This window comes from Citrobacter sp. RHB36-C18, from assembly GCF_013814485.1.
Lineage (GTDB): Bacteria > Pseudomonadota > Gammaproteobacteria > Enterobacterales > Enterobacteriaceae > Citrobacter > Citrobacter braakii.
In genome coordinates this window covers 2,906,065-2,932,575 of sequence record NZ_CP057125.1, presented here as the reverse complement: position 1 = coordinate 2,932,575, position 26,511 = coordinate 2,906,065, and the positions used below count along the sequence as shown (strand labels likewise).

The 26,511-nt window shown below is 52.6% G+C and carries 30 protein-coding genes; 15 read left to right on the top strand and 15 right to left on the bottom strand.

Going from position 1 to position 26,511, the window contains the following annotated elements:
- Positions 1 to 228 precede the first annotated feature (228 nt).
- From mdoG to HVZ52_RS14075, 3 genes are all read left to right on the top strand, one after another.
- Positions 229 to 1,764 (top strand): glucans biosynthesis protein MdoG, encoded by a 1,536-nt coding sequence (mdoG, locus tag HVZ52_RS14085; protein WP_085951042.1) that lies wholly within the window; start codon positions 229 to 231, stop codon positions 1,762 to 1,764.
- Entirely contained in the window at positions 1,757 to 4,285 is a 2,529-nt protein-coding gene (gene mdoH / locus HVZ52_RS14080) for a glucans biosynthesis glucosyltransferase MdoH (protein ID WP_019076449.1), read from the top strand. Before mdoG ends, mdoH begins: the two co-directional genes overlap by 8 nt.
- A 75-nt stretch (positions 4,286 to 4,360) precedes the next feature.
- Positions 4,361 to 4,588 (top strand): YceK/YidQ family lipoprotein, encoded by a 228-nt coding sequence (locus tag HVZ52_RS14075; protein WP_016152609.1) that lies wholly within the window; start codon positions 4,361 to 4,363, stop codon positions 4,586 to 4,588.
- On the opposite strand, the gene HVZ52_RS14070 is transcribed toward HVZ52_RS14075, so the two are convergent.
- The 3 genes from HVZ52_RS14070 to HVZ52_RS14060 form a co-directional block, all read right to left on the bottom strand.
- The gene (locus HVZ52_RS14070) at positions 4,589 to 4,972 is read right to left on the bottom strand and encodes a MysB family protein (protein ID WP_181598362.1); all 384 of its coding nucleotides are present in this window, start codon (positions 4,970 to 4,972) and stop codon (positions 4,589 to 4,591) included. It abuts the gene before it with no gap.
- Between the two features lie 81 nt (positions 4,973 to 5,053).
- The gene (gene mdtG, locus HVZ52_RS14065) at positions 5,054 to 6,274 is read right to left on the bottom strand and encodes a multidrug efflux MFS transporter MdtG (protein WP_131405795.1); all 1,221 of its coding nucleotides are present in this window, start codon (positions 6,272 to 6,274) and stop codon (positions 5,054 to 5,056) included.
- Positions 6,275 to 6,429: 155 nt separating this feature from the next.
- Positions 6,430 to 7,350: a Kdo(2)-lipid IV(A) acyltransferase gene (locus HVZ52_RS14060; protein WP_181598361.1), complete on the bottom strand. Its 921-nt coding sequence runs from the start codon at positions 7,348 to 7,350 to the stop codon at positions 6,430 to 6,432.
- A gap of 220 nt (positions 7,351 to 7,570) precedes the next feature.
- Here HVZ52_RS14060 and HVZ52_RS14055 point away from each other — a divergent pair, with 220 nt between their 5' ends.
- Positions 7,571 to 8,623: a rhodanese-related sulfurtransferase gene (locus HVZ52_RS14055; RefSeq protein WP_181598360.1), complete on the top strand. Its 1,053-nt coding sequence runs from the start codon at positions 7,571 to 7,573 to the stop codon at positions 8,621 to 8,623.
- Between the two features lie 46 nt (positions 8,624 to 8,669).
- On the opposite strand, the gene HVZ52_RS14050 is transcribed toward HVZ52_RS14055, so the two are convergent.
- The 9 genes from HVZ52_RS14050 to mdtH form a co-directional block, all read right to left on the bottom strand.
- Positions 8,670 to 9,245: a YceI family protein gene (locus HVZ52_RS14050; RefSeq protein WP_181598359.1), complete on the bottom strand. Its 576-nt coding sequence runs from the start codon at positions 9,243 to 9,245 to the stop codon at positions 8,670 to 8,672.
- A gap of 1 nt (position 9,246) precedes the next feature.
- Positions 9,247 to 9,813, bottom strand: a complete 567-nt coding sequence (locus tag HVZ52_RS14045; protein ID WP_181598358.1) for a cytochrome b — start codon at positions 9,811 to 9,813, stop codon at positions 9,247 to 9,249.
- Between the two features lie 260 nt (positions 9,814 to 10,073).
- Complete coding sequence (locus tag HVZ52_RS14040) at positions 10,074 to 10,187, bottom strand: YceO family protein (protein WP_003036148.1); 114 nt, start codon at positions 10,185 to 10,187, stop codon at positions 10,074 to 10,076.
- 52 nt (positions 10,188 to 10,239) lie between these two features.
- Positions 10,240 to 11,358: an N-methyl-L-tryptophan oxidase gene (gene solA / locus HVZ52_RS14035; RefSeq protein WP_181598357.1), complete on the bottom strand. Its 1,119-nt coding sequence runs from the start codon at positions 11,356 to 11,358 to the stop codon at positions 10,240 to 10,242.
- 114 nt (positions 11,359 to 11,472) lie between these two features.
- A complete protein-coding gene (bssS, locus tag HVZ52_RS14030) occupies positions 11,473 to 11,727 on the bottom strand; it encodes a biofilm formation regulator BssS (RefSeq protein WP_003036154.1) in 255 nt (84 codons plus the stop codon).
- 339 nt (positions 11,728 to 12,066) lie between these two features.
- Positions 12,067 to 12,312 (bottom strand): DNA damage-inducible protein I, encoded by a 246-nt coding sequence (gene dinI, locus HVZ52_RS14025; protein WP_003036157.1) that lies wholly within the window; start codon positions 12,310 to 12,312, stop codon positions 12,067 to 12,069.
- A gap of 65 nt (positions 12,313 to 12,377) precedes the next feature.
- Complete coding sequence (pyrC, locus tag HVZ52_RS14020) at positions 12,378 to 13,424, bottom strand: dihydroorotase (protein ID WP_047359338.1); 1,047 nt, start codon at positions 13,422 to 13,424, stop codon at positions 12,378 to 12,380.
- A 105-nt stretch (positions 13,425 to 13,529) separates the two neighbouring features.
- Complete coding sequence (locus HVZ52_RS14015) at positions 13,530 to 14,090, bottom strand: lipoprotein (protein ID WP_016152618.1); 561 nt, start codon at positions 14,088 to 14,090, stop codon at positions 13,530 to 13,532.
- A gap of 114 nt (positions 14,091 to 14,204) precedes the next feature.
- On the bottom strand, positions 14,205 to 15,413 hold the full coding sequence (gene mdtH, locus HVZ52_RS14010) for a multidrug efflux MFS transporter MdtH (protein WP_049040972.1): 1,209 nt from the start codon (positions 15,411 to 15,413) through the stop codon (positions 14,205 to 14,207).
- Between the two features lie 259 nt (positions 15,414 to 15,672).
- On the opposite strand from mdtH, the gene rimJ reads away from it, so the two are divergent.
- The 4 genes from rimJ (at position 15,673) to murJ (ending at position 19,623) form a co-directional block, all read left to right on the top strand.
- Positions 15,673 to 16,257: a ribosomal protein S5-alanine N-acetyltransferase gene (gene rimJ / locus HVZ52_RS14005; RefSeq protein WP_006685101.1), complete on the top strand. Its 585-nt coding sequence runs from the start codon at positions 15,673 to 15,675 to the stop codon at positions 16,255 to 16,257.
- A gap of 34 nt (positions 16,258 to 16,291) precedes the next feature.
- Entirely contained in the window at positions 16,292 to 16,939 is a 648-nt protein-coding gene (locus tag HVZ52_RS14000) for a YceH family protein (RefSeq protein WP_047359336.1), read from the top strand.
- Position 16,940: 1 nt separating this feature from the next.
- Positions 16,941 to 17,864: a Gfo/Idh/MocA family oxidoreductase gene (locus HVZ52_RS13995; protein WP_181598356.1), complete on the top strand. Its 924-nt coding sequence runs from the start codon at positions 16,941 to 16,943 to the stop codon at positions 17,862 to 17,864.
- A gap of 223 nt (positions 17,865 to 18,087) precedes the next feature.
- Complete coding sequence (gene murJ, locus HVZ52_RS13990) at positions 18,088 to 19,623, top strand: murein biosynthesis integral membrane protein MurJ (RefSeq protein WP_016152622.1); 1,536 nt, start codon at positions 18,088 to 18,090, stop codon at positions 19,621 to 19,623.
- 85 nt (positions 19,624 to 19,708) lie between these two features.
- Here the strand turns inward: murJ and flgN are convergent, their stop codons facing one another.
- The 3 genes from flgN to flgA all read right to left on the bottom strand — a co-directional run bounded on the left by flgN (position 19,709) and on the right by flgA (position 21,181).
- Entirely contained in the window at positions 19,709 to 20,131 is a 423-nt protein-coding gene (flgN, locus tag HVZ52_RS13985; RefSeq protein ID WP_016152623.1) for a flagella biosynthesis chaperone FlgN, read from the bottom strand.
- 3 nt (positions 20,132 to 20,134) lie between these two features.
- The gene (flgM, locus tag HVZ52_RS13980) at positions 20,135 to 20,428 is read right to left on the bottom strand and encodes a flagellar biosynthesis anti-sigma factor FlgM (protein ID WP_181598355.1); all 294 of its coding nucleotides are present in this window, start codon (positions 20,426 to 20,428) and stop codon (positions 20,135 to 20,137) included.
- Between the two features lie 93 nt (positions 20,429 to 20,521).
- Entirely contained in the window at positions 20,522 to 21,181 is a 660-nt protein-coding gene (gene flgA, locus HVZ52_RS13975; protein ID WP_047359507.1) for a flagellar basal body P-ring formation chaperone FlgA, read from the bottom strand.
- Positions 21,182 to 21,338: 157 nt separating this feature from the next.
- Here flgA and flgB point away from each other — a divergent pair, with 157 nt between their 5' ends.
- The 7 genes from flgB to flgH are packed head-to-tail and all read left to right on the top strand — an operon-like array spanning position 21,339 to position 26,482.
- Positions 21,339 to 21,755, top strand: coding sequence for a flagellar basal body rod protein FlgB (gene flgB, locus HVZ52_RS13970; RefSeq protein WP_016152626.1), 417 nt, complete (start codon positions 21,339 to 21,341; stop codon positions 21,753 to 21,755).
- A gap of 3 nt (positions 21,756 to 21,758) precedes the next feature.
- Positions 21,759 to 22,163: a flagellar basal body rod protein FlgC gene (flgC, locus tag HVZ52_RS13965; protein ID WP_006685091.1), complete on the top strand. Its 405-nt coding sequence runs from the start codon at positions 21,759 to 21,761 to the stop codon at positions 22,161 to 22,163.
- A 12-nt stretch (positions 22,164 to 22,175) separates the two neighbouring features.
- Positions 22,176 to 22,874, top strand: a complete 699-nt coding sequence (gene flgD / locus HVZ52_RS13960) for a flagellar hook assembly protein FlgD (protein WP_016152627.1) — start codon at positions 22,176 to 22,178, stop codon at positions 22,872 to 22,874.
- A gap of 26 nt (positions 22,875 to 22,900) precedes the next feature.
- On the top strand, positions 22,901 to 24,154 hold the full coding sequence (flgE, locus tag HVZ52_RS13955; RefSeq protein ID WP_016152628.1) for a flagellar hook protein FlgE: 1,254 nt from the start codon (positions 22,901 to 22,903) through the stop codon (positions 24,152 to 24,154).
- Between the two features lie 20 nt (positions 24,155 to 24,174).
- Positions 24,175 to 24,930 (top strand): flagellar basal body rod protein FlgF, encoded by a 756-nt coding sequence (locus tag HVZ52_RS13950; protein WP_181598354.1) that lies wholly within the window; start codon positions 24,175 to 24,177, stop codon positions 24,928 to 24,930.
- 13 nt (positions 24,931 to 24,943) lie between these two features.
- The gene (gene flgG / locus HVZ52_RS13945; protein WP_003036202.1) at positions 24,944 to 25,726 is read left to right on the top strand and encodes a flagellar basal-body rod protein FlgG; all 783 of its coding nucleotides are present in this window, start codon (positions 24,944 to 24,946) and stop codon (positions 25,724 to 25,726) included.
- Positions 25,727 to 25,783: 57 nt separating this feature from the next.
- Positions 25,784 to 26,482 (top strand): flagellar basal body L-ring protein FlgH, encoded by a 699-nt coding sequence (gene flgH / locus HVZ52_RS13940; RefSeq protein WP_016152630.1) that lies wholly within the window; start codon positions 25,784 to 25,786, stop codon positions 26,480 to 26,482.
- The last annotated feature ends 29 nt before the right edge of the window (positions 26,483 to 26,511 follow it).

Here is a 26,511-nt window from a genome sequence, read left to right as displayed (position 1 = left end):
GAATAATGGTTACATTCGAGGGCAACCCTACACGAAGTCCAACAACCTGTCTCCAGGATAAGCACGCAAAGTGAAAACAGGTAGTTGAACCTGATTAAACCATGAGCCAGCGCGCGAACAATACAGGGATTCAGTTGTCGGAATACCCGATTATCCATTAAAATGGATCGGATCAATATAAGCACACAAAGGGGGAAGTGCTTACTAATTATGAAACATAAACTACAAATGATGAAAATGCGTTGGTTGGGTGCAGCAGTTATGTTAACGCTGTACACATCATCGAGCTGGGCGTTCAGCATCGATGATGTTGCAAAACAAGCTCAATCCTTAGCCGGTAAAGGCTATGAGGCGCCAAAAAGTAACTTGCCCTCCGTTTTCCGCGACATGAAATATGCGGATTATCAGCAGATCCAGTTTAACCGCGATAAAGCCTACTGGAGCAATCTCAAGACCCCATTTAAGCTCGAGTTCTACCACCAGGGTATGTACTTCGACACGCCGGTCAAAATCAACGAAGTTACCGCTACAGCGGTGAAAAGAATCAAATACAGCCCGGATTATTTTAATTTTGGCGATGTTCAGCATGATAAAGACACGGTAAAAGATCTCGGTTTCGCCGGGTTCAAAGTGCTGTATCCGATCAACAGCAAAGATAAAAACGACGAAATCGTCAGCATGCTCGGTGCCAGCTATTTCCGTGTTCTGGGGGCAGGGCAGGTCTACGGTCTGTCTGCGCGCGGTCTCGCGATTGATACCGCTCTGCCTTCTGGCGAAGAATTTCCCCGCTTCCGTGAGTTTTGGATCGAGCGTCCGAAACCGACTGACAAACGTTTGACCATTTATGCCTTGCTGGATTCTCCGCGCGCAACCGGAGCGTATCGCTTTGTCATCATTCCGGGTCGTGACACGGTAGTCGATGTTCAGTCCAAAGTTTATCTGCGCGACAAAGTGGGCAAGCTGGGCGTGGCACCGTTAACCAGTATGTTCCTGTACGGACCAAACCAGCCTTCTCCGGCGACCAACTATCGTCCGGAACTGCATGACTCTAACGGTTTGTCGATCCACGCTGGCAACGGCGAGTGGATTTGGCGTCCGCTGAATAACCCGAAACATCTGGCGGTGAGCAGCTTTGCGATGGAAAATCCGCAAGGTTTCGGCCTGCTGCAGCGTGGCCGTCAGTTCTCGCGTTTTGAAGATATCGACGATCGTTACGATCTGCGCCCAAGCGCCTGGATCACGCCAAAAGGTGATTGGGGTAAAGGTAAGATTGAGTTAGTTGAAATCCCAACTAACGATGAAACGAACGATAACATCGTTGCGTACTGGACGCCGGATCAACTGCCTGAAGCTGGTAAAGAGATGAACTTCAAGTACACCCTGACGTTCACGCGTGACGAAGACAAGCTTCATGCCCCTGATAGCGCCTGGGTCCAGCAGACTCGTCGTTCTACCGGTGATGTAAAACAGTCTAACCTCATTCGTCAGCCTGATGGCACCATCGCGTTTGTGGTGGACTTTACCGGCACGGATATGAAAAAGCTGCCGCAGGATACCCCGGTTACCGCGCAAACCAGTATTGGCGACAACGGCGAGATCGTTGAAAGTACTGTGCGCTACAACCCGGTAACTAAAGGTTGGCGTTTGGTATTGCGCGTGAAAGTGAAAGATGTGAAGAAAACCACTGAAATGCGTGCTGCCTTGGTCAATGCCGATCAGACGCTGAGTGAAACCTGGAGCTACCAGTTACCTGCCAATGAATAAGACAACTGAGTATATTGACGCAATGCCGCTTTCGGATATCGAAAAAGCGGCACTGCCGAAAACTGACATCCGCGCCGTTCATCAGGCGCTGGATGCCGAGCATCGTACGTACTCGCGCGAAGATGATTCACCGCAGGGTTCGGTGAAAGCTCGCCTGGAGCAGGCGTGGCCTGATTCTCTGGCCAAAGAGCAGTTGGTTAAGGACGATGAGGGGCGCGATCAGCTGCAGGCGATGCCAAAAGCAACGCGTACCTCTATGTTCCCCGATCCCTGGCGTACCAACCCGGTTGGCCGCTTTTGGGATCGCCTGCGCGGGCGCGATGTGACTCCGCGTTATCTTTCGCGTTTGACGAAAGAAGAACAGGAGAGCGAGCAAAAATGGCGTACGGTTGGCACCATCCGCCGCTATACGTTGTTGATCTTAACGCTGGCGCAAACGGTCGTCGCAACCTGGTATATGAAGACGATCCTTCCGTATCAGGGGTGGGCATTCATTAATCCTGTTGACATGATGGGGCAGGATTTATGGGTCTCCTTTATGCAACTGCTGCCCTACATGCTCCAGACCGGCATTCTCATTTTGTTTGCCGTGCTTTTCTGTTGGGTTTCAGCAGGATTCTGGACCGCGCTGATGGGCTTCCTGCAACTGTTGATTGGGCGAGATAAGTACAGTATCTCCGCCTCAACGGTTGGGGACGAGCCGTTAAATCCCGAACACCGGACCGCGTTGATTATGCCGATCTGTAACGAGGACGTTGACCGCGTATTCGCGGGACTTCGCGCCACGTGGGAGTCGGTCAAAGCGACGGGCAACGCCGAGCATTTTGATGTTTACATCCTGAGCGACAGCTACAACCCCGATATCTGCGTAGCAGAACAAAAAGCGTGGATGGAGCTGATTGCCGAAGTGCAAGGCGAAGGGCAGATTTTCTACCGTCGTCGTCGTCGTCGCGTGAAGCGTAAAAGCGGTAACATTGATGACTTCTGCCGTCGCTGGGGAAATCAGTACAGCTACATGGTGGTGCTGGACGCTGATTCCGTGATGAGCGGTGACTGTCTGAGCGGGCTGGTGCGCCTGATGGAAGCGAATCCAAATGCCGGGATTATCCAGTCTTCACCGAAGGCTTCCGGTATGGATACGCTGTATGCACGCTGTCAGCAGTTTGCGACCCGTGTTTATGGTCCGTTGTTTACCGCTGGACTTCACTTCTGGCAATTGGGGGAATCGCACTACTGGGGCCATAACGCGATTATTCGCGTGAAGCCGTTTATCGAACACTGTGCGCTTGCGCCGTTACCGGGCGAAGGCTCGTTTGCGGGTTCGATTCTCTCCCACGACTTCGTCGAAGCGGCGTTGATGCGTCGTGCCGGCTGGGGCGTGTGGATTGCTTACGATCTGCCGGGCTCTTATGAAGAGCTACCGCCGAACCTGCTGGATGAACTCAAGCGTGACCGTCGCTGGTGTCATGGCAACCTGATGAACTTCCGTCTGTTCCTGGTGAAGGGGATGCACCCGGTTCACCGTGCAGTGTTCCTGACCGGCGTTATGTCCTATCTGTCCGCGCCGCTGTGGTTTATGTTCCTCGCGTTATCGACTGCATTGCAGGTGGTGCATGCGTTGACGGAACCACAGTACTTCCTGCAACCGCGCCAGCTGTTCCCGGTATGGCCGCAGTGGCGTCCTGAACTGGCGATCGCGCTGTTTGCTTCTACGATGGTGCTGCTGTTCCTGCCGAAGCTGCTGAGTATTTTGCTCATCTGGTGTAAAGGGACGAAAGAGTACGGCGGGTTTATCCGCGTCACGCTGTCGCTGCTGCTGGAGGTTCTGTTCTCCGTGCTGCTGGCGCCGGTACGTATGCTGTTCCATACCGTCTTCGTCGTGAGCGCCTTCCTCGGTTGGGAAGTGGTGTGGAATTCACCGCAGCGTGATGACGATTCCACCCCGTGGGGTGAAGCATTTATGCGTCACGGTTCTCAGTTACTGCTGGGGCTGGTGTGGGCGGTAGGTATGGCCTGGCTGGATCTGCGTTTCCTGTTCTGGCTGGCGCCGATTGTCTTCTCGCTGATCCTGTCGCCGTTTGTTTCCGTGATTTCCAGCCGTTCCACGGTTGGGTTACGTACCAAGCGCTGGAAGCTGTTCCTGATCCCGGAAGAGTATTCTCCGCCGCAGGTGCTGGTTGATACGGATACCTATCTGGTGATGAACCGCAATCGTACGCTGGACGACGGCTTTATGCATGCGGTGTTTAACCCGTCATTTAACGCACTGGCAACGGCAATGGCGACTGCACGTCACCGCGCGAGTAACGTGCTTGAGATTGCCCGTGACCGCCATGTGGAGCAGGCGCTGAACGAAACGCCGGAGAAACTAAACCGTGACCGCCGTCTGGTGCTGTTGAGCGATCCGGTGACGATGGCGCGTTTGCACTATCGCGTCTGGAATTCACCTGATAAGTATTCTTCGTGGGTGAATTACTACCAGGGACTGACCCTGAATCCGCTGGCGCTCAGGAAAAAGTAAGCGTTATGTAACGTGAAAATACCGGCCTGGTGCCGGTATTTTTTTATACTAAATAAAAGAGCCGTGAGGTATCAGGTGCGAATATTGGCAGTGGCAATCATGGTGTGCTTGCTGAGCGGATGCGGCAGTATTATTAGCCGAACTATCCCAGGGCAAGGGCACGGAAACCAATACTATCCTGGCGTGCAATGGGATGTCCGGGACTCCGCGTGGCGCTACGTCACCATCCTCGACCTGCCATTTTCGCTGGTGTTTGATACTTTGCTGCTCCCGCTCGACATTCACCACGGACCTTACGAGTAGCTATCGCTCATCCCATTCATCGGCCGCGGTCTGACCCTCTTCGGTATCCAGGGGAGGTTCCAGCTGGAATTCACCTTCATCCCATTCGTGAAGCGTGTTTTCTTCCTGCCACTCCTGACGGATCTCAATTTCATCATAGTCGCCATCAAAAACGCTTTGGGCCGCTTCACCACTCAGCATTGGCAGGCATTCACCCTCGCCCTCATCCTCATCCTCATCAGCAAAGAATTCCGCCTGCCACATAATGTCACCATCCTGTAGCACGTATTTTTGTACGCTTAGCTGTTGAACGCTGGCTTCGTCGGGCTCAAGGTCAGGGTTATCAGCCAGAAATTCTTCACGAGCGGCATCAATGGCTTCTTCCAGCGTGGCATACATGGTCATCAGAGTCTCCCTTTGATTTAATGAAGTATTCAGGGAAATAATAGTTGATTCTCCGATATTGCAAGTATGAATGCACAAAAATCATCCCGTGGCCTCAGTGTTCCGGCGACGGCGCAGACTATTCCACGAGTAGAAAGCGTTAAACAGTACGACGCCCGCGGTCACACAGAAGACGGCGCGAAAACCGTAGTTGGCGGAAATTGCCGCCCCCATTAACGGCCCCGTTACGTTACCGATATCGCGAAATGACTGGTTATAACTGAAAATACGCCCGGCGATCTGATTGGTTGAGTTATAGACCAGCAGCGTTTGTACAGCCGGGAGCAGAGCGCCGTCAGCGGCCCCCAATAAAAAGCGCAGAACGGCAAGTTGCCAGGGCGATTGTACAAACGACATTGGAATAAGCAGCAGCACGGAGATGACCAGAGCAACAATCAGGATCTTCTCCGGGCCAATTCGATCACCTAATTTGCCAAGTCGCGGGGCGCTGATTAACGCAGCCACACCCGGTACGGAAGCAATCATCCCGCTAATAAAGGCGATGTTACTGACGTTGCCAGCCAACTCTCGAACGTACAGCGTCAGAATTGGCGCGATGGACCCGGTTGCCACCTGGATTATCAGCGTTGTGACAAACAGGCTCAGCACCAGTTTGGGATTTTTTAACGAGGCCACGACTTCGCGAATGTGCAGCATCTCTTTCTTGCTCACCGGTTGGAAACGTTCGCGAATAAAAAATAGCGTCAGGATAAAACAGACCAGCAGTACGCTGGCGGTGATGAAAAATACCGGGCGTAGTCCGTACTGATCCGCGAGCAGCCCGCCAGCCAACGGTCCGAGCAGCGCGCCGCTGACGCCGCCGGTGGAAAGCGTTCCCAGCGCCCAGCCACTTTTATTGCGCGGAACCTGGGTGGCGATGAGTGCATTGGCGTTGGGAATGAAACCGCCGAGCAGACCCAACAGGGCACGCAGGACCAGGAACTGCCAGATATTTTGCGCCAGCCCCATCAGCAGCATCACAATCGCCATACCCAATGCGGAACGCAGCAGCATGATTTTTCGCCCTTTGCGATCGGCAAGGCCACCCCAGAAAGGAGAGGCGATGGCGGAAAAGAGAAAAGTGATGCTGAAGACCAGACCTGACCACATATTCAGGGCGCTATGACCCGTGACGCCGAGGCTCTCGACATAGAGGGGCAAAAAGGGCATAACCAGGCTAAATGCTGCACCGGTTAAAAAACAACCCAACCAGGCAACGGTGAGGTTGCGTTTCCAGTTTATGGGAGCATCTGAGGGTGACATAGCGTTCCGCAGTGTGGCGCGCTGTTTGCGCTATCGATTGAATATAAGCAAGCAGGCTAATTATGCGCCTGGTAGATAGTTGCTGCAATGCGGATAGCAGTTAAACCTAAAGCGGGCAGGGAAGGTGTTGCAGTCCGCAGGACTGCAACCGTGCTTTAGTACAGGGAAGGTGAACCTTCAGGACGCGTCTTGAAACGACGGTGTAGCCACATGTACTGCTCCGGGGCCATCATGATGCATTGCTCAACAATCTTATTCATCCACGCTGCCGTAGTCTCCGCGTTGTCTAACGGCGGTGAACACTCCGGAGGCAGCATAATCAATTGATAACCTTTACCGTCAGGTTTGCGGCGGGGAACAAACGGTACCAGGCAGGAATTCGACATGCGTGAAAGCATCCAGGTCCCGGAGGTTGTTGCGGCCTGTTCAACAGCAAAAAGCGGGACAAATACGCTGGCGCGGGGACCGTAGTCATGATCCGGCGCATACCAGACCACTTCGCCTTTTTTCAACGCTTTAATCATTCCTTTCAGGTCTTTACGATCGAGCATGGATTTATTAGAGCGCATACGGCCCCATGTTTGTAGCCAGTCGAGCAGTGGGTTGTCGTTAGGGCGATATACACCTATCCCCGGCTCCTGCAAACCAAACTGACGCGCACCCAGTTCAAGGGTCAGAAAGTGCAGACCCACTAACAAAATTCCCCGCTTTTGCGCCTGAACGTCGCGGATATGTTCCATCCCGATAACTTCCGTCCAGCGTGAAATGCGCTTGTCAGACCAAAACCAGGCCATTCCGGTTTCCATCACGCCCATGCCCACGGACTCGAAGTTCTTGACTACCATCTGCTGGCGTTCCTGCTCGCTCATTTGCGGGAAGCACAGTTCCAGATTACGGGAAACAATTTTTGCCCGACGTTTCATCAAACGTAATGCCAGACGACCTAATGCGCAGCCCAACTTGTAAAGAACCGGGTAGGGTAACTGCACGATTAACCAAAGGATGCCAATGCCCAGCCAGGTTAACCAATAACGTGGATGCAGTAACGCAGCCGAAAACTTGGGTAAATTCGTCATGTCTATCCTGTCTTCAAACGACCAATTGCCTGTATTGTCGCATTTTTTCGCGCATATCAAAAATTTGTGACGGGAGAACGGTGATTAAACCAGCAATTGTTGTTGCACTTTTATATTGGAGTAAGAAATGTAGCGTAAAATGTGTGGATGTAAATTGGCGGTGTTTGCTTTATTATGCCGCCGATTTTCATTTTCTCCCTATTTGCAGGATACGTACACCATGCCAGTGTTACACAACCGCATTTCGAACGATGCGCTCAAAGCCAAAATGTTGGCTGAGACCGAGCCGCGCACGACGATCTCATTCTATAAATATTTCACCATCGCCAATCCTCAGCACACGCGTGATGCGCTGTACCAGATGTTCACTGCATTGAACGTCTTCGGGCGCGTTTATCTTGCCCATGAAGGAATCAATGCGCAAATCAGCGTACCGCAAAGCAACGTCGAGGCATTCCGCCAGCAGCTTTATGCGTTTGATCCCGCATTCGCCGGGTTACGTCTGAATATCGCGCTGGATGATGATGGTAAATCGTTCTGGGTGCTGCGCATGAAAGTGCGTGAGCGCATCGTGGCGGATGGCATTGACGATCCGCAATTTGACGCCAGCAACGTAGGTGATTACCTGAAGGCGGCGGAAGTAAACGCCATGCTGGACGATCCTGACGCGGTATTCATTGATATGCGCAACCACTATGAATATGAAGTGGGCCATTTCGAGAATGCGCTAGAAATCCCGGCAGACACGTTCCGCGACCAGTTACCGAAAGCCGTTGAAATGATGCAGGCGCATAAAGATAAAAAAATCGTTATGTATTGCACAGGCGGGATCCGTTGTGAGAAAGCCAGCGCCTGGATGAAACACAACGGATTTAGCAAAGTCTGGCACATTGAGGGCGGTATTATTGAATATGCCCGCAAGGCGCGTGAACAGGGGCTTCCTGTGCGTTTTGTCGGTAAAAACTTCGTTTTTGATGAGCGTATGGGCGAAAGGATTTCTGAAGATGTTATTGCGCATTGCCATCAGTGCGGAACGGCGTGCGACAGCCATACTAATTGCAAAAATGATGGCTGCCATCTGTTGTTTATCCAGTGTCCGGCCTGCGCGCAGAAGTATAACGGCTGCTGTAGCGAGTTGTGTAGCGAAGAGAGTAAGTTGCCGGAAGAAGAGCAACGTCGTCTTCGCGCCGGACGTGAAAATGGCAACAAAATATTTAATAAGTCACGCGGTCGTCTGAATACCAAACTGGGTATTCCGGACCCTGCGAAATAGTCATCATGCCGGATGGCGGCTTTAGCCCCATCCGGCAACTCATACGTTACTTCTGTTGGACACCTTCCACTGAGATGATCAGATCGACTTCCTGAGACGCCGGGCCGAGATCGGTGGTGATGTTGAAGTCCTTCAACTTAATTTTACCTTCTGCTTCAAAACCTGCACGCGTGCCACCCCACGGATCGCCGCCCTGACCGATCAGCTTCGCATCCAGCGTAACCGGTTTAGTGACGCCGTTCAGGGTGAGATTACCGGTGATATCCAGGTCGTTCCCCTCTTTCTTCACGCTGGTAGAGCTAAAGGTCGCCTGCGGGAATTTGGCCACGTTAAGGAAATCTGCGCTGCGCAGGTGCTTGTCGCGTTCGGCGTGATTGGTGTCAACGCTGTTGGTGTTGATGGTGACGTTAACCTTATCGGCTGCGGGATTTTTCTCATCAAAGGTAAAAGTCCCGTCGAAATCTTTAAATGTGCCGTACAGCCAACTGTAACCCAGGTGCTGAATACGGAAATTAACAAAGGCATGCTGTCCTTCTTTGTCAATTTTGTAATCTGCCGCCACGGCTGACCCGGAGGTGAATAACAGAGAGGCGAGTGTAAGTCCCAGCAGGTTTTTTTTCATTTTAAGCTCCATAGTCAGATGACGATTTTCCCAACATGCGATTCAGGGTATCGTCGTTATCGATAAAGTGATGTTTCAGGGCCATCAGTCCGTGCAGAAGCGATAAAATCACCACGGTCCACGCAAGCCACAGGTGCAGACTACCGGCGAGGTCGGCCTGAGCGCCCGCATTGGCAAGGGTGGCAGGAATGTCGAACCAACCAAATACGCTTATCGCTTTGCCATCAGCGGTGGAAATCAAATACCCGCTGATGACAATTGAAAAGAGCAATGTGTATAGCGCGAGGTGACCCAGTGCCGCCGCGATGCGGGTGAAACGGGAATAACTTGCCAGCGCAGGAGGAGGAGGGGAGATCAACCGCCAGACGACGCGGATAACCAGCCCCATTATGAGCACAACGCCGATGCTTTTATGCAGTTCAGGGGCCTGGTGATACCAGCCGTCGTAATAGCTGAGTGTGACCATCCACAATCCCAGCGCAAACATGCCATATACAGCAATCGCAATCAGCCAGTGTAAAGTGGCAGACACCACGCCATAGCGTTGTGGAGTATTATTGAATTGCATAAGTGCACCGTTAGATATTTCAGAAGTGAATGAAAATGGCGCGTAAAAGACATTAATGCAACTAATAAATAACAATAATGGTGATATTTGTTTTTGATTCAATAAAATTGATTGAATTGTGAAGTAATCATCAAGGAATTAGTAGGGGTGGATGACATTAAGGCTTGGTTTCAGGGGGTAAGGTATTTTTCTTGTTCAGTTAATTGCAATGAAAATTAAGTTAATATCAGTTTATGTCAATTAGTGTCAGTGTTGCGGATTCAGAAAAACATAATATATATCACATCCATAATTGCCAGCAGCGACCATAAAATAATGTAGAGCATAAGATGCTCGCGAATATTATTAACCAGATAGTGAAAGATGCGGCGCATCAACGTTATTCCTGTCATTAAAAATGGCCTCACCAACGAGGCCATTCATTTATTATCGCTTAAAACGACTTAGCCTGAAGGGCGTCAGGTCAAAGTCAGACGATTTGTCCTGGGCGAAGTCTGCCGCAATCTCTCCGAGGACGGAGGCAAACTTAAAGCCATGTCCGCTCAGCCCGGTGATGATCAGCGTGTTGTCATGCTCCGGTAGAGTATCAATAATAAAGTCTTCATCTGGTGAGTTATCATAGGTGCAGGACGCACCGTGCAGACAGCAACCCACGCCTGGCAGTATTGTGCGCAGGAATGGGAAGGCTTCAGAACCATCGCTGGCTACAGCGGCAAACGGCTTGCGCTCTTCTGCCGAATGAATTACCTGTCCGCCATTGTGCTTACCAATTTTTAGCTCGTCGTTTTCTGCCGGGAAACCGTAGAATTGATCGCCATTTGGTAGCTCCCCGGTGAAGGCAGGGAAGTTATTCTTAACGCTGTAACGCCCATCGGCTTGATACCAGGCGAACACTTTGCGTACCGGTTGTATCGGTAGTTCAGGGACTAATGCCTGTACCCAGGTTCCGGCGCTGATCATCGCTTTTTGCGCGTGATAGTCACCATCGGCGGTTTCTACCGTGACGCCATCATCACTATGACGAATTGCGCTGACCGGGCATTTAAATAGCTGCGCACAGCCTGCTTCTTCCGCCAGACGGATCCAGGTTTTAATCGCTAACTCACTACGTAAAAAACCAGATTCCGCTTCAAACAGACCGATATAGTTTTCAGGTACGCGAATCTCTGGCCAGCGCGCCATAATGGCTGCTGCATCCAGTTGTTCAACATTGAGTTGCCACTGTTTTGCGCTTTGCGCTGCGGTCGCTAAGAAGGTTGAATCTGCCGGACCAAGGTTGATGACACCAGAGCGCACAAAAATCGGCTCTTCATTTTGGGTGGATAATTCATCCCATAATGTTTGCGCACGCAGCACCAGCGGAACATATTTTTCACCTTCGCCATAGGCATGACGAATTAATCGAGTGTCGCCGTGGTGGCTTCCCTGCTGATGCGGTGGCATATGCGCATCGATCATCAGAACCTTCAGACCGGCGCGAGTGGCATAGTATCCGGCTGCGGCGCCCACGGAACCGCTGCCAATTATGATTAAGTCGTATTTCATCCGCTTCTCTCTGCAATCGCGATAGTAGCAGGGTAAATAAGTGACCCGGAATATTCAACCTGGAAATAAGAAAGGCACCGGAAAGGTGCCTTTTGATGGTTGGATGTATCAGATTTAATGTCGCTGATACTCATTTACCTGGTAATCGCCGGATTCAATTTTAGCGATTCCTGCTTCTAATATCGAAATAAATTGCCTGGCAACATCAGTGGTTAACCAGAGCGTTTGACCAACTTCAGTCCCATCCGGGTCTGGACGATTCGGGGTCTGGTAGTGCAAACGCAGCATCAGCGCATCGTAGCTATCAACAGTGCTGATGTCCCATCCTACTAACGGATGAGTCTGAATGACTTCATTATTCTTTTCCATCATGCCCCCTAATTCGTGTTACTAGACAACGGTTTTCGAGGTTCAATGCGTTTTTTCTGAAGCAACTTCAGTATATCAATAAATAAGGGTATTCATTGAAAATTTAAAGAGGTAAGCACATAAAATTTTCGTTTTCAGCGTTATCTGACTAACAAACCGACATGTTATTCATTTTTTTTAAGCATGTTGCACAATTATTTTGGTGTTGTGGTTAAAAGATAGACAGGAATTTATTATTAAAATATCAGTTTGCCAGAAGGAATGAACTATTGATTAAAAGATGGTGTGTATAAAAAAGCCGGGGCGACCCGGCAAACAAACATCACTGCATATCATTATTTATTCATTGATGAACCAGTCATCCGCGCTTTCCCAGGTCTCCTGGAGGATCTCGCTGATGCGTTCTTTATCCTCTTTGGTGGCACCAATAACCGACAGATTGTTTGCGCCGGCATAACGGACGGTAACGTTACCTTCGTTATCCGGAAAATGGTGCTGAATACGGCGGGAGAGTTCACCTGCCAGCGCGTCAATTGCACCAGCAGGTAAAGGTGAAGTTTTGGCAATAGTGACTTCAATACGCATAGTAGCCCCCTGTGGAATATACTGTTTATTTATACAGTTATTCTCACCAGTTGGCTACACTTTTTTTAGCTTTTCACGGACCAGTGTACCGTTTCGCCACCCAGGAAAGGCACCAGCGTATCATCTTGCAGCGCAATGCTCTCCGGGACTTTGTGCTCCACGCGTTCCAGCTCAATAAAGGTTTCATTCACCGGCAAACCGTAGAACTGTGGGCCATTGAGTGAGCAGAAGGCTTCAAAATGGTCCAGCGCATTCATCTCTTCAAACACGGTGGCATAACTGCCCAGTGCGGTCGGCGCATTAAAGCAGCCCGCACAGCCACAGCTTGACTCTTTGCGATGACGCGCATGCGGCGCTGAGTCGGTACCGAGGAAGGCGCGGTTAAACCCGCTGGCGACCAGCTCACGCAGCGCCTGTTGATGGACGTTACGTTTGAGGATCGGCAGGCAGTACAGATGAGGGCGAATCCCGCCGACCAGCATGTGGTTGCGGTTAAACATCAGGTGCTGCGGCGTAATGGTCGCCGCCAGAAGGTCATTGCCGTCGCGCACGTATTCGGCAGCATCTTTAGTCGTGATATGTTCGAACACCACTTTCAGCGCAGTTAAACGCTGACGCAGTGGTTCCATTACCGTCTCAATAAAGCGCGCCTCGCGATCGAAAATATCGATATCCGCATGCGTCACTTCGCCGTGCACCAGCAGAGGCATACCCAATTTTTCCATCCGTTCCAGCACTGGCATGATGGCATCAATAGAGGTTACGCCATGCGTCGAGTTGGTGGTGGCATTGGCCGGATAGAGTTTTGCGGCGGTGAACACGCCTTCGTTGAATCCACGTTCTAGCTCATTGGGATCCAGCGTATCCGTTAAGTAGCAGGTCATTAATGGCGTGAAGTCGTGTCCGGCAGGTACCGCGTCAAGAATTCGCTGGCGGTAAGCGATAGCCGCGTCCACCGTGGTGACGGGCGGAGCCAGGTTCGGCATGACAATGGCGCGGCCATAAACTTCGCTGGTATAGGGCACGACAGTTTTTAACATGTCGCCATCGCGAAAGTGAAGATGCCAGTCGTCTGGGCGGCGGATCTTTAAAACCTGGGATGGTGCAGTCATCAATATGCTCCGGCTGAGGATAGTCTTTTTTGCCGGAAACAAAGGATAAGCGGAAACGTTTTCGTTTGCACGAAAAAAAAGGGCGCATCGGCGCCCTCTGTCATATTAGTCGGTGAACGGGATAATGATTTCTCCCGGTTTCACCTCAATGCCTTTCGCCAGTTTTTTCGCCAGCGCTTCCCCCTGGCTGCTGTCATCCCGCAGAATGTACGCTGGCTGCTGGTTGAAATAGTTGCGCAGCGACTGATTTAAATAAGGCATCAGCGTTTGCAGTACCGACTGCATTTTTTCCGGCGTGACGGTAGCGTCCACGACTTCCATTTCTTGCAGATAAATCGCGCCTTTTTCTTTATTGAAAACCGGTAAGGCTTTTAGCTTCAGCTTCATGGTCGCTTTCTGACTGCCAAACAGGGAGTTCATGTCCAGGTTGGCGTCTCCGGTCAGCGTCACTTTATTGGGTTCTTCACGGCCTATCTGGCTGGCGAGGTTGTTCAATACGATATGTGCTTCAGCGACGCCAGGCAAACCGATATCTTTTGAAAAGTTATTATTCTTCGCCAGGGCCTGATTAATCTCTTGCTCGCTAACCGTGTATTGCGTGAGTTGATTACAACCAACCAACAGGCCGCTGACAATTAGTGCAGCGGCAAAAAAAAACTTTTTCATGGGGTTCCTCAACATGATGCTTGTGGTGTAATCGTGACACAAAGCATCATCGAGCACCAGCGCTGCGGGTAACAGCAGAAAAAACTGAAAAAAGCACGTACGCCAGATTGGCTATCAGGCGTCAGGCTCCAGCATACCACGCGTTGGGCGTTTGAGACTGAATTGCCAGCCCAGCGCCAGGAAAGTGATGAAGCCGATAATACCGAGCATCATCCAGGGCAGCTCCGGTTGTGCCAGGGCTTTACCCATGTCAAACAGCCAGCCGCCGCCGATATAACCAATGGCGCCGCCGATGGCGAGTCCCAGTCGACTGAAACCCATATAGCTTCCCCGGGCACGTGCATTCGCCAGCGAGGCGCTCAGGGTTTCACGCGCCGGTTCGGCGATGATTGAGCCAATATAGAACGTGCATATCAGGGTGAACAACTGCTGCAAATTCCCGACCAGGCCGATGGGCATCATGCTGAAAGACATCACCAGCAGACCGGCCATCAGGCGATGCTCAAGGCGAAAGCGTTTTTCACTCCAGCGGGCAATCGGGTAGAGCAACGTTAAAGAGAGGCACGCCTCGATGGCATACATCCATTTCACTGCGGCCGGTGAGCCAGCGATGTCGTTTACCATTATTGGCAGCATCAGCATCACTTGTACCGCCAGCATGTAATAGCCCGCCAGCGTCAGCACATAAGTGACAAAGCGCTTGTCATGCATCACATGGCTCATTCCTTCGCGCACCGGAATTTTCACCGTCGACAGCTTCCATGCCGGAAGTAGCCAGGCGTTAAACGCCGCGCACAGAACGAACAAAATTGCGCCGGTGGCACACACCAGACGGAAATCGTATTGCAATAACCAACTGCCGAGCAACGCACCAACCACTGCCCCGGCGCTATCCTGCATCATCAGAATAGAGAAAAAACGCCCGCGCTTTTCCGGACGGATCAGTTTGACCACCAGCGCCGAGCGGGGAGGGTCGAACAACGTGCCGCCCAGCCCGGAAAGAAAGCAGGAAAACCATAGCAGCCACGGTTCATGGGCAATGCCCATGGTGGCGAATCCGGCAGCGCGCATCAGCATGCCGGTGACGATCATCGGTTTTGCCCCGAAACGGTCAGCAATAGCACCGCCGAAGATACCTAAACCTTGCTGGATAAATTGACGTAATCCAAGCGCGATACCGACCATCACGGCGGCCCAGCCCATTTGATCGACGAAACGAATTGAGATCAGCGGGAAAACGACGAAGAAACCCAGCACGACCAGCATGTTATCGATAAGAAGGAAGTATTTACCCAGGTTCCTTGCCTGCGAGACTTGCGACATTTCCCCTCCAGGGAAAAACTCGTCACTCTGGATAGAGTTTAAAAGATAAGCACCTCCTATTCTGCGGTGTCGTCATCGCTTTTCCCACCCTTCGCGGGACAATATTTTTTTATCAAAAGTCCGTCTTGATAGAGAGTTTTCATCAAAATGTGTGAATAATTCAAAAAATGGCATTTTGCTCTTTTCACAGGGCGTATTTGCGCAGGTATAGTAATGCGAATAGCGTATTGAAGACGTTACGGGAAGGAGTAGGTATAGAATGTTTGGCTATCGCAGTAACGTGCCAAAAGTGCGCTTAACCACGGACCGCCTGGTCGTGCGTTTAGTGCATGAGCGTGATGCCTGGCGTCTGGCAGATTATTACGCAGAAAATCGTCATTTCTTAAAACCCTGGGAACCTATTCGCGATGAAAGCCACTGTTATCCGTCAGGCTGGCAGGCGCGTCTGAGCATGATCTCTGAGTTTCATAAACAGGGCACAGCTTATTACTTTGCGCTGCTCGATCCGGAAGAAAAAGAGATTATTGGCGTCGCGAACTTCTCGAACGTCGTGCGGGGATCTTTCCACGCCTGTTATCTCGGTTACTCCATTGCACAGAAGTGGCAGGGGCAGGGGCTGATGTATGAAGCCTTAACCTCGGCCATCCGCTATATGCAGCGCACGCAGCATATTCACCGCATTATGGCTAACTACATGCCACATAATAAACGCAGCGGTGACCTGCTGGCGCGACTGGGTTTTGAAAAAGAAGGGTATGCCAAAGACTACCTGCTGATTGACGGGCAGTGGCGCGATCACGTGCTGACGGCGTTGACCACATCAGAATGGACCCCCGGCCGCTAAGTTTCAGATGCAGCCATGATTAATGGAGAAGACGATGAAATACGAATTAACCGCCACCGAAGCACGGGTGATTGGCTGTTTATTAGAAAAACAAGTGACTACACCTGAACAGTATCCGCTCTCCGTTAACGGAGTCGTAACCGCCTGCAATCAAAAAACGAATCGTGAACCCGTGATGAACCTGTCGGAATCCGACGTGCAGGATCAGCTTGATAACCTGGTGAAACGGCATTTCCTGCGTACGGTGAGTGGCTTTGGTAATCGCGTCACGAAATATGAGCAGCGTTTCTGCAACTCTGAGTTTGGCAATCTTAAGCTCAGCGCGGGGGAAGTCGCGCTCATTACCACGCTGTTGCTGCGCGGCGCTCAAACACCTGGTGAACTGCGTAGCCGCGCCTCCCGGATGTACGAATTCAGCGACATGGCCGAAGTAGAGTCGACACTGGAGAAACTGGCAACCCGGGAAGATGGTCCTTATGTCGTTCGCCTGGCGCGTGAGCCGGGCAAACGTGAAAGCCGTTATATGCACCTGTTTTGCGGTGACGTTGATGAAGCGATGGCCACCACAGATGAACTTCCGGCAGCTTCGGGCGATCTACAGGCGCGCGTTGACGCGCTGGAAACAGACGTCGCGGAGCTTAAGCAGCGGCTTGATTCCTTGCTGGCGCACCTGGGAGACTGATGTGAATAAATTACGTATCGGCGTTGTCGGGCTCGGCGGGATTGCGCAAAAGGCCTGGCTGCCCGTGCTGGGCGCTAGTGCAGACTGGACGCTGGAAGGGGCATTTTCACCTTCGAGGGAAAAAGCGCAGCGTATCTGTGATACCTGGCGGATACCTTACGTTGATTCACTGGTTAATCTGGCGCAAACCTGCGATGCGGTTTTCGTCCATTCCAGTACCGCAACGCACTATGCGGTGGTCAGCGAACTGCTGAATGCCGGGGTTCACGTGTGCGTGGATAAACCGCTGGCGGAAAACCTGCGCGAGGCTGAACAATTGGTGGAGCTGGCCGAGAGGAAAAAGCTGACGCTGATGGTGGGGTTTAACCGTCGATTTGCGCCGCTGTATCAGGATCTCAAATCCCAGTTGGGCAATGCGGCGTCCGTACGCATGGATAAGCACCGGACGGACAGCGTCGGGCCGCACGATCTGCGCTTCACTTTGCTGGACGACTATCTGCACGTTGTCGATACCGCATTGTGGCTGGCGGGAGAGAAAGCGCAGTTAAATAACGGTACGCTGTTAACCAATGACTCCGGCGCGATGCTCTATGCGGAGCACCATTTTTCTGCCGGGCAAATGCAGATAACGACCAGTATGCATCGCCGCGCCGGTAGCCAGCGCGAGAGCGTGCAGGCGGTGACGGATGGTGGCCTGATTGACGTTACGGATATGCGGGAATGGCGGGAAGAGCGCGGGCAAGGTGTGGTGCACAAGCCGGTAGCAGGCTGGCAAACTACCCTGGAACAGCGTGGTTTTGCCGGATGCGCACGTCATTTCATTGAGTGCGTGCAAAATCAGACGGTTCCCCAGACGGCAGGTGAGCAGGCGCTCCTGGCCCAGCGCGTTGTCGAAAAGCTGTGGCGGGAGGCGATGGCTGAATAACCCCCTGTAACATCTGGCGGTAGTAATTCATTGTAATCCAGGTACTATATGCCAACTCAAAAATAACACCTCTTTTCAACCATAGGCTGGTTTGTCGGCCTGATAAGACGCTACGGCGTCGCCATCAGGCACAGCAAAAGTGCCGGATGGCGGCGATCATGCCTTATCCGACCTACGGGCAGGTTTGTCGGGGTTTTGCCTCAGAGTCTGGAATACAACATAGATGAATTTATTAAAGTCGCTGGCAGCCGTCAGCTCGATGACGATGTTTTCACGTGTGCTGGGTTTTGCGCGTGATGCGATTGTCGCCAGAATCTTTGGCGCAGGGATGGCGACTGATGCCTTTTTTGTGGCATTCAAACTTCCTAACCTGCTGCGCCGAATCTTTGCTGAGGGCGCTTTTTCGCAGGCGTTTGTGCCTATTCTTGCCGAATATAAAAGTAAGCAGGGGGAGGATGCGACCCGCGTCTTTGTCTCTTACGTTTCCGGGCTGTTGACCCTGGCGCTGGCCGTGGTGACGGTCGCCGGGATGCTGGCTGCCCCATGGGTGATTTTAGTCACCGCGCCTGGGTTTGCCGACACCGCGGACAAATTTGCGCTGACCACTCAACTGCTACGGATCACCTTTCCATATATTCTGCTGATCTCGCTGGCTTCGCTGGTGGGTGCGATCCTGAATACCTGGAATCGCTTTTCCATTCCGGCGTTTGCGCCGACCTTTCTGAATATCAGCATGATCGGTTTCGCGCTGTTTGCTGCGCCTTATTTTCACCCTCCGGTGCTGGCGCTGGCGTGGGCCGTTACCGTTGGCGGCGTGCTACAGCTGATTTATCAGCTTCCGCACCTGAAGAAAATTGGCATGCTGGTGCTGCCGCGCGTGAACTTCCGTGATGCGGGGGCGATGCGCGTCGTCAAGCAAATGGGCCCGGCGATCCTTGGGGTATCTGTCAGCCAGATTTCACTGATCATCAATACGATTTTCGCTTCATTTCTGGCCTCTGGCTCAGTGTCATGGATGTATTATGCTGACCGTCTGATGGAGTTTCCGTCTGGCGTACTTGGTGTCGCGTTGGGGACTATCCTGCTGCCCTCGCTATCCAAAAGTTTTTCCAGCGGTAATCATGATGAGTATTGCCGTCTGATGGACTGGGGCCTGCGTTTGTGTTTTCTGTTGGCATTACCGAGCGCCGTGGCGTTGGGGATTCTGGCCAAACCGCTGACGGTTTCTCTGTTCCAGTACGGTAAATTTACCGCCTTTGACGCAGCGATGACGCAGCGCGCGCTGGTGGCATATTCGGTAGGTTTGATTGGCTTGATCGTGGTGAAAGTGTTGGCCCCTGGTTTTTATTCGCGCCAGGATATTAAAACGCCAGTCAAGATTGCCATTGTCACGCTGATTATGACCCAGGTAATGAACCTGGCATTTATTGGGCCGCTGAAACATGCAGGGCTGTCGCTGTCGATTGGTCTGGCGGCGTGTCTGAACGCTTCACTGCTGTACTGGCAACTGCGTAAACAGAAAATTTTTACCCCACAACCGGGTTGGGCCTGGTTCCTGGCGCGACTGGTGATTTCTGTGCTGGTGATGTCGGCGGCGCTGGTTGGGATGCTCTACATCATGCCGGACTGGTCGCAGGGAACGATGTTATGGCGTCTGCTGCGTCTGATGGCCGTTGTGGTGGCAGGTATTGCTGCTTACTTCGCTGCGCTCGCGGTGCTGGGCTTTAAAGTGAAAGAGTTTGTGCGCCGGACGGCGTAACAGATTAATGCCGGATGGCGGCATGACGCCGTATCCGGCCTACAAAACGCGTAGGCCTGATAAGCAAAACGTTATCAGGCTAGCATCAGATAGAGAATTTTTTCCCGCCGCGGTGCGCAGCAGAGGTTTGACCGTTTGCGCCATACAGCGCCGGTTCCTGGTGCGGTTTCAGCACTTGAATCGCTTGTTGATTGCGCTCGATCTGCCCTTCCAGCAGCCAACCGTTGTGCTGGTTGAGTTCGCGTAGGTCCTGTGTTTTCCGGGTAATGGTCTGCCAACGCTCGGCAATTTCATCATTGGCGCTGCGCGTGGCGTCATGCTCCAGACGGCGCTGCTGCTCCAGGTAATCAAGGGTTGCCAGCAAAGAGCTTTTTTCTTCTGTAATACGCTGTAGCTGGCTGCCGTTAATATATCCTGCGGAAAGCTGCTGCTGTTCAGCATCCATTACCGTTTTCAGGTCATTGAGGACGGTCGTCATCTGGTCAAGTATTTCTGACAAACGAGTCATACTTTATTTACTCTGTAAGTAGCTCTGCGCCTCGCGGATCAGCGAGTCGGCAATTTTTCCGGTGTCCATTTTCAGCTCGCCATTACGGATCGCGGTTTTCAGTGTTTCCACGCGTTCCATATTGATGTCATTGGTGCCGGGCTGCATCAGTTTGGCCTGGGCGTCGCTCAGCATGACGCTGGTGCTGGTGGTGGCGGTGGTTTTTTCCTTCCGCGTTTTTTGTACCGGCGCATCGCTGGTTTCACGTGGCTGAACGGTACTTACTGGCTTCAATGGTGAGGTACGATCAATGCTCATTTTGTTTATCCTCATCGAGGGGTTACGCTATAGCGGCCCGCTGTAATCATTGGTTGTTTATCTATCGGCACACGCTAAAAAATCTTTAACCTATTATAGGTTAATAAGAATATTCCCATCAGAATCGACGACACCGCTCACCACCTGGCCTGAAATCATCCGTACTCGGGCATTCTGGGCGACGGCGGCATTGTTCAGCGCTTTACCTTCGGCATTCACCCGAAAGCCATCTCCGTTGGCGATAACCAGTACGCGCTGACCGGCCTTGATTCGCCATGCTTGGCGCAACATGGAAAGCTGTATCGGCTGACCTGGCACCAGATCGCGCAAGCTTACGGCATCCTGCACCTGATTCATATCCAGCACGGCGCGCGGAGGGAGTTGGTCCAGTCGACCTCGTTTCAGCGTTACGCTGGCCGAAGTCAGGGCGCTACCCCGAGCGACGGGCGCGGCGGCAACAACGTAGTTTCCTGTGGCCTGCACGCTCACCTGCAGATAACGTTTCTCGTTGGCGCAGCGCGCCAGCACGTTCACATTACCCCACAATTTTGCACTCCCGGACACGCTTAATGCTGGTTGTTCGCAGCTCGGCAATAAGTTTGGCGACGTTCGGATAGTAACGACGACCTCATCGCTAAATCCGGCCAGACGCTGGGAAAACCATGCCGTCAGCTGTGAATTCAGGTCTTGCGCCAGCGTCATAGGACTGAACAGCAGTGCTGCCACGACGACTCCACGTTTAAACGTTTGCATCAAAACCTCGCGCTTTTTCAGGTAGTGACAGGATTCTACCTGTGTGACGCAGTCATCAACGCAACAAATAGCGACGCATTTTGCGTTTATTCCAGCGATAACGCGCGCGTAATGGGATTTAAGCTGTCGGCTGAATTTTGTCATTTGCGGAGGAGATATGCTCGATAAGCTCGACGCCGCCTTACGTTTTCAACAGGAAGCGCTGAATTTGCGCGCCCAACGCCAGGAAGTATTGGCGGCCAACATAGCCAATGCCGACACGCCGGGGTATCAGGCGCGCGACCTGGATTTCGCCAGTGAATTAAAAAAAGTCATGGTGCGAGGACGGGAAGAAACCGGCGGTGTCTCGTTGACGCTGACCTCTGCACAACACATTCCGGCCCAGACCGTTTCCGCTCCTTCTACGGAACTGCTCTACCGCATTCCTGATCAGCCATCTCTCGATGGCAACACGGTAGATATGGACCGGGAGCGTACGCAATTTGCAGACAACAGCCTCAAGTATCAAATGGGGCTGACCGCGTTGGGTGGACAAATCAAAGGCATGATGAACGTGCTGCAAGGAGGGAACTAATTCGTGGCGCTGTTAAATATTTTTGATATCGCAGGCTCTGCGCTGACGGCTCAGTCTAAGCGCCTGAACGTGGCGGCCAGCAACATGGCGAATGCGGATAGCGTCACCGGACCTGACGGTCAGCCCTATCGCGCGAAGCAGGTTGTGTTTCAGGTTGATGCCGCGCCAGGTGCGGCAACCGGTGGCGTAAAAGTCGCTGACGTCATTGAAAGCCAGGCGCCGGATAAGCTGGTTTATGAACCCGGTAATCCGCTGGCCGATGCGAACGGTTACGTAAAAATGCCGAATGTGGACGTCGTCGGCGAAATGGTCAACACCATGTCAGCCTCGCGTAGCTACCAGGCAAACGTCGAAGTGCTCAATACGGTGAAAAGCTTGATGCTCAAAACGCTGACGCTAGGCCAGTAAAAGGAGGCGCACATGTCTATTGCTGTAAAAATGAATGACCCGAGCACGACGGGTGTGAATGACGCAACGGGGAAGAGTTCACTGACGGGCAGCAACGCCGCGGACCTGCAAAGCAGCTTCCTTACGCTGCTGGTTGCACAGCTGAAAAACCAGGATCCAACCAACCCGCTGCAAAACAACGAACTGACCACCCAGTTGGCGCAAATCAGTACCGTGAGCGGAATTGAGAAACTGAACACCACGCTGGGATCGATCTCCGGGCAGATCGACAACAGTCAGTCGCTGCAGGCCAGTACGCTGATTGGCCACGGTGTCATGATCCCAGGTACCACCATCCTGACCGGTAAAGGTACGGAAGAGGGCGCAAAAACCACCACCACGCCGTTTGGCGTTGAACTGCAGCAACCGGCAGATAAGGTTACCGCAACCATTACCGATAAAGACGGCAAGGTGGTACGCACCATTGATATTGGTGGGTTGAAAGCGGGCGTTCATACCTTTACCTGGGACGGCACCATGACCGATGGCACGGATGCGCCAAGCGGTTCTTACAACGTGTCAATTGCTGCCAGTAATGGCGGAACACAACTGGTGGCTCAGCCGCTTCAGTTTGCGCTGGTGCAGGGCGTTATTCGCAGTAACGGCGGTAATACGCTGGATCTGGGCACCTATGGAACCACCACCCTCGACGAAGTACGGCAGATCATTTAAGCCTTCACACTTATCAGGAGTAAGTCATGGCCTTTTCACAAGCGGTCAGCGGTCTGAACGCTGCAGCGACCAACCTCGATGTCATTGGTAACAACATCGCCAACTCCGCCACCTACGGTTTTAAATCCGGTACGGCCTCTTTTGCCGATATGTTCGCCGGTTCTAAAGTGGGTCTGGGCGTTAAAGTTGCGGGCATTACCCAGGACTTTACCGACGGTACCACGACCAACACCGGTCGCGGGCTGGATGTCGCTATCAGCCAGAACGGTTTTTTCCGCATGGTAGACAGCAACGGTTCCGTTTTCTACAGCCGTAACGGTCAGTTCAAGCTCGATGAAAACCGCAATATCGTCAACATGCAGGGGCTACAGCTGACGGGCTATCCGGCTACCGGTACACCGCCAACGATACAGCAAGGTGCTAACCCGGCGCCGATCACTATCCCGAATACGCTGATGGCGGCTAAAACCACCACGACTGCGTCAATGCAGATCAACCTGAACTCCACTGACAAGGTGCCAACGAAGACCCCGTTTAATCCCAGCGATGCGGATTCCTACAACAAGAAAGGCACCGTTACCGTTTTCGATAGCCAGGGTAACGCCCATGACATGAATATTTTTTATGTCAAAAATGCGCAGAGCAACACCTGGGAAGTTCACACACAGGATGCTTCAACCGGAGCCGCTGCAAAATCAGCAGGGTTTATGCGCTTTAATGAAAATGGTGTGTTCTTAGGGATTAGCGCCACAGCCGCCGAGGCGGTACCAACGCCTCCTACCGTCTGGCCAAAGGAAATCAACATCACAACCGGACAGATTAACGGTGCTGATGCGGCAAATTTCTCCCTGAGCTTCCTGAACTCCATGCAGCAGAACACTGGCGCCAACAACATCGTTGCCACGAATCAGAATGGCTATAAGCCGGGCGACCTGGTGAGCTACCAGATTAACAATGACGGTACTGTGGTCGGTAACTACTCCAACGAACAGCAACAGGTTCTGGGGCAGATCGTGCTGGCAAACTTTGCCAACAACGAAGGTCTGGCTTCTCAGGGTGACAACGTCTGGGCAGCTACTCAGTCTTCCGGCGTGGCGCTGCTGGGTACCGCAGGCGAGGGTAACTTCGGCAAGCTGACCAACGGCGCGCTGGAAGCATCAAACGTGGATTTGAGTAAAGAACTGGTGAATATGATCGTCGCCCAGCGTAACTATCAGTCGAACGCGCAGACCATCAAAACCCAGGACCAGATCCTCAACACGCTGGTCAACCTGCGCTAAGCGCCTGACGGGATGGCTTAATGGATCACGCAATTTATACCGCCATGGGCGCGGCCAGTCAGACGCTGAATCAACAAGCGGTGACGGCCAGCAACCTGGCAAACGCCTCAACGCCGGGTTTTCGTGCGCAACTCAATGCGCTGCGCGCGGTTCCCGTTGAAGGATTGTCTTTACCGACGCGTACGCTGGTGGTGGCCTCCACGCCGGGGGTCGATATGACGCCGGGTCAGATGGACTATACCTCACGTCCGCTGGACGTGGCGCTGCAACAGGATGGCTGGTTGGCTGTGCAGACCGCGGACGGTAGCGAAGGATATACCCGAAATGGCGCCATTCAGGTAAGCCCTACGGGGGAACTGACCATTCAGGGACACCCGGTGATTGGCGAAGCCGGACCAATAGCCGTACCGGAAGGTTCAGAAGTCACCATTGCGGCAGACGGCACGATCTCGGCGCTCAACCCTGGCGATCCGGCTAACACCGTTGCGCCAGTTGGGCGACTGAAACTGGTGAAGGCCACGGGGAGTGAAGTGCAACGTGGCGATGACGGTATGTTCCGTCTGACTCAGGCCGCACAGGCTACCCGTGGCGCTACGTTACAGGCCGACCCCAGCATTCGCGTTATGTCGGGTGTGCTGGAAGGCAGTAACGTTAAGCCGGTAGCCGCGATGAGTGACATGATCGCCAACGCCCGTCGTTTCGAAATGCAAATGAAGATTATCAGTAGCGTGGATGATAACGCGGGTCGCGCCAACCAACTGCTGTCGATGAGTTAATACAGGACATTTTATGATCAGTTCATTGTGGATCGCCAAAACCGGCCTGGATGCGCAGCAAACCAACATGGATGTGATTGCCAACAACCTGGCAAACGTCAGCACCAACGGATTTAAGCGTCAACGTGCCGTTTTTGAAGATCTGTTGTACCAGACGATTCGCCAGCCTGGCGCACAGTCTTCTGAACAAACCACACTGCCGTCTGGTTTGCAGATTGGTACCGGTGTGCGCCCGGTCGCGACTGAGCGTTTACACAGCCAGGGGAACCTGTCGCAGACCAACAACAGTAAAGATGTGGCGATTAAAGGGCAGGGCTTTTTCCAGGTCATGCTGCCTGATGGCACGTCCGCCTACACCCGTGACGGTTCTTTCCAGGTGGATCAGAACGGCCAACTGGTGACTGCGGGGGGGTTTCAGGTTCAGCCAGCTATCACCATCCCGGCTAACTCGCTCAGTATCACCATTGGACGCGACGGTATCGTCAGCGTAACCCAGCAGGGCCAGGCAGCACCGGTTCAGGTTGGGCAGCTTAACCTGACTACTTTTATGAACGATACCGGTCTGGAAAGCATTGGTGAGAATCTGTACACCGAAACGCAGTCATCCGGTGCGCCGAATGAGAGCACTCCGGGGCTGAACGGTGCGGGTCTGCTGTACCAGGGCTATGTTGAAACCTCTAACGTCAACGTGGCGGAAGAGCTGGTAAACATGATCCAGGTTCAGCGCGCTTACGAAATCAACAGTAAAGCGGTATCGACCACCGATCAGATGCTGCAAAAACTGACGCAACTCTAAAGTGTGGCCCGGTGGGGTGAAAGCCTCACCGGCACACTGATTTTGAAGATGACCGCAATGCGAAAATACGCGCTTCACCCATACCCAATTTTAGCCCTGTTGGTGGTTTCACTGACAGGATGCGCCTGGATCCCGGCCACGCCCCTCGTGCAGGGCGCAACGTCTGCCCAGCCTGTTCCTGGCCCGACGCCGGTGGCGAATGGATCAATCTTCCAGTCGGCCCAACCGATTAACTACGGTTATCAGCCGCTATTCGAAGACCGCCGTCCGCGCAATATTGGCGATACGTTGACCATCGTATTGCAGGAAAACGTCAGCGCGAGCAAAAGTTCCTCGGCTAATGCCAGCCGCGACGGCAAAACCAACTTTGGCTTTGATACCGTACCGCGTTATTTGCAAGGACTGTTTGGCAACGAGCGTGCTGACGTAGAAGCTTCAGGCGGTAACACCTTTAACGGTAAAGGCGGCGCGAACGCCAGCAATACCTTCAGCGGTACGCTGACCGTAACGGTCGATCAGGTACTGGTGAATGGCAACTTACATGTTGTGGGTGAAAAACAGATCGCCATTAATCAGGGCACTGAATTCATTCGCTTCTCCGGGGTCGTTAACCCGCGCACCATCAGTGGCAGCAACTCCGTACCGTCAACTCAGGTTGCGGACGCACGTATTGAGTATGTCGGCAACGGCTACATCAATGAAGCGCAGAATATGGGCTGGTTGCAGCGTTTCTTCCTTAACTTGTCGCCGATGTAAGCGAGGTAGCCAGTGTTTAAATCTTTAGT